6 protein-coding genes are annotated in these 5,860 nt (G+C 49.7%); 1 reads left to right on the top strand and 5 read right to left on the bottom strand.

The window, feature by feature from the left end; genetic code table 11:
- The coding region (locus IV91_RS18370; RefSeq protein ID WP_160171531.1) for a hypothetical protein at positions 1–204 on the bottom strand (204 nt) is incomplete at its 3' end.
- Positions 205–294: 90 nt separating this feature from the next.
- On the bottom strand, positions 295–795 hold the full coding sequence (locus tag IV91_RS20010) for a RipA family octameric membrane protein (protein WP_459166975.1): 501 nt from the start codon (positions 793–795) through the stop codon (positions 295–297).
- Here IV91_RS20010 and IV91_RS19100 point away from each other — a divergent pair.
- Positions 694–957, top strand: coding sequence for a hypothetical protein (locus IV91_RS19100; RefSeq protein ID WP_233418406.1), 264 nt, complete (start codon positions 694–696; stop codon positions 955–957). The genes IV91_RS20010 and IV91_RS19100 overlap by 102 nt on opposite strands.
- Positions 958–963: 6 nt before the next feature.
- On the opposite strand, the gene IV91_RS0106330 is transcribed toward IV91_RS19100, so the two are convergent.
- From IV91_RS0106330 to IV91_RS16725, 3 genes are all read right to left on the bottom strand, one after another.
- On the bottom strand, positions 964–3,159 hold the full coding sequence (locus IV91_RS0106330) for a DUF4214 domain-containing protein (protein ID WP_031596917.1): 2,196 nt from the start codon (positions 3,157–3,159) through the stop codon (positions 964–966).
- Positions 3,160–3,355: 196 nt separating this feature from the next.
- The gene (locus tag IV91_RS0106325) at positions 3,356–4,357 is read right to left on the bottom strand and encodes a hypothetical protein (protein WP_031596916.1); all 1,002 of its coding nucleotides are present in this window, start codon (positions 4,355–4,357) and stop codon (positions 3,356–3,358) included.
- Positions 4,354–5,742 (bottom strand): DUF4214 domain-containing protein, encoded by a 1,389-nt coding sequence (locus IV91_RS16725; RefSeq protein ID WP_051862197.1) that lies wholly within the window; start codon positions 5,740–5,742, stop codon positions 4,354–4,356. The genes IV91_RS0106325 and IV91_RS16725 overlap by 4 nt, the downstream gene beginning before the upstream one ends.
- Between the last annotated feature and the right edge of the window lie 118 nt (positions 5,743–5,860).

The raw sequence follows: 5,860 nt of genomic DNA, 5'->3' as shown, positions 1-5,860 counted from the left end.
ATCGACCCCGGCTAAGTGCCGGGGTTTTTTTGCGGGTTGGCTAAAGTCAGGGTTGGTCACAGTTCTTTTCCGGCCTGCTTTGGACCGGCTTGTCTCCACCAAATAACGGTAGTCCTCCCTGAATACAACGCCGCTCAGTGACCGCGTACCCCCTTGCCAGTCCTGCCTGCTGTGGCGAATTCTCCTGCTACGCTTGGTTTCCATACCTGCTCTCCTGTGCCACAATCTGAAGAGGAGTATGCAGAAAAATTATCCGGGAAAATACAACGCCGCTCAGTTATCGCTTACAAACGGTCAGTGAGCGTTTATACATCGGAATCCAAGGATAAAACTCGGAACTGAGAAAGGCGGATATTCGCGCAGTGTACACATAACGAGCAAACCCCAACTTATTGTCAACGTTATACCAACACAGATCGGAATTCGGCTCACAGAAAACCGACACATGATAAGTCTTTTCGTCAGACCACAGAAACCACGTTGACTTATTTTATCCCTGACAGTTTTCTCATACAGACAATCATCGCGATGGAACAACTCAGGTTGTTTTTGATCCCTCGCTACTTTTTCAAAATCAGATAGTTTCTGTTCCCAATATTCCTGCCAGAACTTTGCCCCACTTGCACTCCCGACTTGGAACATGGAAACCAAAAATCCAACGACGCAAACCATAAAACTGACAACCGGTATTTGATGGCTGGACTGCACAAGACCCGCAAACAATACGCCTTGAAAGATCATAAAGAAATTGTTTCGTTGCGTGAGTTGAGTAATCTCAAAATCACGCAATCGCATTGCAATATCGAAGTTATTTATTTTTGGTTTTGTTTCGTTTTCGGTCTCGCACATATTGTGTTTTATCTCGGAAATGTGGGAGTTGAAAAAACCCCGCCTCCTTGTGAGAGACAGGGCCTAAATTTGATACAACCCACGGTGAATTGTGGGTATCTCCAGTGAGGGAGATTAGGCGTTGAAGTGAAAGTTTGCTGCCGTAGATGCGGCCGTCGTTCCAACCAATTTTACGATATCGTGAACGCTGGATCCCGCGCCAACTGCTGTTCCAGTGACGCCTTGAACCACCTCTACAACATGCGTATTGCCAGAAGTAGTGTTGGTGTAGGTGAAGATGACACCGTTACCGGCGGTTACAGAACCACCGAATGTTATGGGCACTCCTCCACCAGATTCAATTGCCGTCAGGAGCGCGTTATCTGAAGCAATATTTCCGGTAATTTCTACTACATTAGTAGTTGCTGCCAAGGTCGTTGCCCCAACTGTGGATGTATAGGACGCTAGTGATACTGCAACACCACTTGTTACCGCGGTTCCTCCAGCGTTATCGAGCATACCGCTGACATGGCTAATCGAAACACCCGCCACATCGCCACCTGCTATACCGAAACCTGTGACAGAAAATGCACTGATCGTTGAGGAATTCACAGTATCAACAATACCTGCGTGGGTTCCCAGCGTTATAGCGGTTGAAGTATTGGTGTTCGAATCAGTAATCGCCATGGCTGAAGAGCCATTAGTAATGGACACAGACTCTGCACCCGTACCCGTCATCGATACCGTCGCCAAGGCAGCTGCAGTGAGTGTACTAACGGTCAGTGTTCCCGTCCCTGTGTTGCCGAAAATCGCTGTTGTGAGAGAGGCATCCGTGGCTGCAGAAAGACCCAGATCTGCAGAACTGCTATCAGCCACGGTCAATCCCGTAATGGTACTTGATGTTCCCAACGCAACAGTTGCTGCACCAGCAGTAGCACTTTGCGTGTCGTTGATTGTCAACGTACCGGCCAGCGTATCTGTTACTGTCGCACCAATCGTGCCACTTGCGCTGGTCCCCACCCCACCGATATCCAGAGTGGCAAGCGCGGCATCAGTCATGGCGGCTTCAGTGATCGTTCCCGAACCCGTATTGTTGAGCGTCACTGTGGTCGCGGTAGTCGTATCCGCTGTGTCCATAATACCACCCGAGCCGCTGCTGGTGATCGTCAACGTATTCGCGCCAGCCGACATGGTAGCCGTACCGATGGTCAGCAAGCCTGCACCAGAATTAGTGATGGATTCTGTACCGGCACCAGCCGTCAATGCAACGACGCCTACAGCCGCGCTGGAACTGTCAGAAAGCGCAAAACCTGCATTAGCCGACGTGATATTTACGAAGTTTTCGGTACCCGTACCCGTCATATAGACATTGGCAAGTAGAGTACCTACCGTCATACCATTATCAGTCAGCGTCGCACTACCCGTATTATTGAATGTAGCACTTGAAACATGTCCGGCGTGCATTGTATCAACCGTCACCGCTGCTGCAGTTGAGTCGTTTATGGCCATCGTCATGGATGTGCCTGTATAAGTTCCCGTCTCAGCAAGAGTCAAAGCGCCTGTCGATGACCCGGAAACATTGATCGTTACTGCAGTGGGATTAAGACTTTTGTCAAATGTATCCGTTACGGCAGCAGTGCCCACCACCATGGTGACAGTATTGGAACCGCTACTCAGCGCAAATGTATTGGCAGCACTGGTTTGCGTCACCCCGTTAATTGAACCGTAGGAGGCCAAATTGCTTGCATTGGTCGCCGCAGTTGCTGCCGCTGCCGCATTCGCCGCAGCCAGTGCAACAGGTGACTCTCCCTGGTCCACCGCTTGTATATCCAGAGCCATATTGGATTCAGCAGTGGCAAGGGATGAAGCTGTGTTGAGGACCTGAGATACCGCAACACGAGCCGCATTCGCTGCAGCCGTTCCTTCGTAACCGACTATCTGTGAGTGAGAAGTCAGATCTTCCGTAAAATGAATGGCATAAACGAAACGATTAGCAAGTGTTGCAATATCAATCCCTTCGGCATTCGCTTGCATTTGGGTCACAATCGTACTAACCGTTGCTGCACCTATATTTAATTGGTTCACCCAATAGGCCAACCCACCCGTATCAGGGGCACGCCCCAGCAGATTCGAGTAAACCTGGGTCACAACCTGTTTATTGGTCATGTTTCCGTACAACGTCCGGTATTCCTGGCTGGCAGCAAATCCAGCTTGCATGGTCGCAATAGACTGACCAAGCCAATAGTTCATACCCTCCGGGTCTGCAGGACGTCCAAAGTAAGCCAGATATGCGTTTTCAACATCTGTTGCTGTTGCTGTAGTTCCGCCCATGTTTTTATTCTCCAGTATGAATACGACAAATAGTACAAAGGATCTGCCTATTGTGAATATTTTTCTCTAAAAGGACTAATCAGAATCCCTTAATCCCTTTAGAGAAAAACCCCACCCCTCTTTTGGAAAGGTGGGGTTTTCGTGTTTGTTTCAACCCACGCTGTTCTGTGGGCATCTCCGGTGAAGGAGATTTGATTTAAGCAATGTGAATCGTGTTTGCTGCGGCAGCAGTTCCAACAGCGGTAGCCGTATGAACACCGACCAGTTCGACTACGTAGGCATCATGAGCAGTGCCATTCATTGCGGCAACATAAGTATTGGTACCATTGGTATAAGCCACTACATCTCCAGCAGTTCCAGCAGTGGCATAGACAGCAGCAATAAACGCTGCAGCAGTATTTGTTCCGCTTGTTGTCGCAATACCATTTGTTACGGTCCAAACACCTCCTCCTAGGTCGGCAGAAGCGCCAACAGCCGCCGTCGTACCACCCATCTTCAGAATATCGCTAGCCGTTGCACCGATATTGAAGTTGCTGATCTGGTCCATGGCTGTAGTAAGAGCACCGGCGCTACCATAAGCCACACCATAGTGAGCCGTCGTATTAATAGTATCAATTGCGGTATGACCTGCCAGCAGTGTGTCTGTGTTGCCAGTAGCAGTAGCAGAAACAGTATCCGTAATGGATGTTGTTCCTGAACCCGTGGAAATGATATCCCCCTTACCCGAGGTAGCGGTAAGTGTGAATGCCCCCGTAAATGCACTTGCGTTAATGGTATCACCCGTAGTTATTGCAGCCTTCACTGCCATGGTGAGAGCAGCTGAACCTGTGACATTGAAAGTGGTGTTATCACTGTTCACAAAAGCAGTAACGACATTGGTATCGCCAGCAGTCGAGGTATTGGATGTCAGGTTGATAGTCGTCAGCCCTGTTACCGTTATCCCTGTCTCGGTCATTCCTACCGCACCAGATTGAAGATTCAGGTTCAGCGTATGCGCACCAACTACTCCACCCAGCACATCGGATGTTGCAGCAGAACTGATATCCACGGTGGAGGCATCAGCCATGTTGCTGATGGTATTTGTACCAGTAGCACTAATCGCAAAGTGGTTATGGAACCCAGCAGTAATTAGCGATGCATTGATCGTGGTACTAGCAGCATTCAAGTCCAGAATCTGGAAGTTCGTCGTAGCATTCAAAGCCGTGTATGCCGCAGTAGAAAATGATGTGTCGTTGACTTCCAGGGTTGCGGGTGCCGAAGCAGACCCCCCCCGTTCAACTGAGAACCAGAGGTCAGAGTCGTCAAATCACCAGCTTTAAGAATCAGCGTATCGCCACCAGATCCACCTGTGAAGGTGAAGCCTGCGTTGACAGTACCGCCACTGATATCAAATGTGTTTCCACCCGTACCCGTGTCAGTTATAGAGGTAAGATCAGCAGAACCAGTGGACCCTGCTGTAACCGTTATCGCAGTAGCACCAGATACATTTAAAGCAGTATCAATCGCATTGGTGGAAAGCGTAACCACATTACCGCCTGTGATCGTCCCGGAACTCACCAGATTAAGAACTGTGGCCTTGGATGCAGCACTAGTATCCAATGTGCCTGCTGACATAGCGCTTACAGTCACTGTCAGCGAAGTGTCAGTCGTATCCGTAATAGTGGCACCATACCCTGTATTCTCCAGGGTCAGTGCTTGGCCTTTGAGCGTAAGGGTGTCTGCGGCTTTCGCTTCGCCATCAACAGTAATGCTGGTGAAGGAATAGGTTGAGAAATCTTGACTCAAAGCACTCCCGGCACTATCTCCTGCTTTATTGACATACAGATTTTGTACGCCAGTAATATTGCCAGCGGTACCGCCGATTGTAATTTCTCCAGCGGCAAGATAAACCTTCAGCGTGTTGCCCGTACCACTGCCGGAAATTGTATCAGCCACACCCAATGTTTTTGTATTACCAGTGTTATCAGCAATGAACGTTGCGTTAGGTCCGCCGCTCAGAGTATCCACACCTGTAGTGAGATTGAATGTCGTTGTTTGTCCTTGCACGCCTGCACCAACTACACTGGTCACATCTGCAGCCACTGTGCTGAAGGTGGTCATTACCGTGGAACCACTTGGAACAGCGCTGGTTATTGCTGCACGTGCTGCGGATGCCGCTGCTGTTCCGCTGTAACCAACGATATCAGGGGTACTGTTGGTCATGGCGCTCGTGAAGGCGGTGGCGTAGTTCAAACGATTGGTAACCGTGACGTTATCCGTGCTGGTTGCGGGCTCGCTCAGAACAGCTTGATAGATGGCATTGACCAGGCTGCCGATTGTCTGGGCACCGGATGTAAGTTGTACACCCCAGTAGGTCAAACCGGCGGGATCAGCTTGGCGACCCAGCACATTCTGATAAACCTGATTTACTTCCGCAGCAGCGCTCATCCCTGCATACATATTGGCGAATTCTGCACTGGCTGCAAAACCGGCAGTCATGGCTGCCTGACTTTGACCTTCCCAGTAGTTCAGACCGATAACATCCGCAGGGCGCCCAAAATAGGCCAGATAAGCCTGCTGTACTTGATTGGCGGTAAGAGCCATTGTATTTCTCCCATAAATTAACGAAATTATATAAATCTAAACAACCGGGCAGAGTCTAGCCCACGGTACTCAACCTCGGGGCATTGTACATCCTGCCGTTCTGTTATGACAACCTCTA

The sequence above is a fragment of the Ferrovum myxofaciens genome, assembly GCF_000735045.1.
GTDB lineage: Bacteria > Pseudomonadota > Gammaproteobacteria > Burkholderiales > Ferrovaceae > Ferrovum > Ferrovum myxofaciens.
Note: the sequence above shows the minus strand (reverse complement) of the source record. Positions and strands in the feature narration are given on the sequence as shown.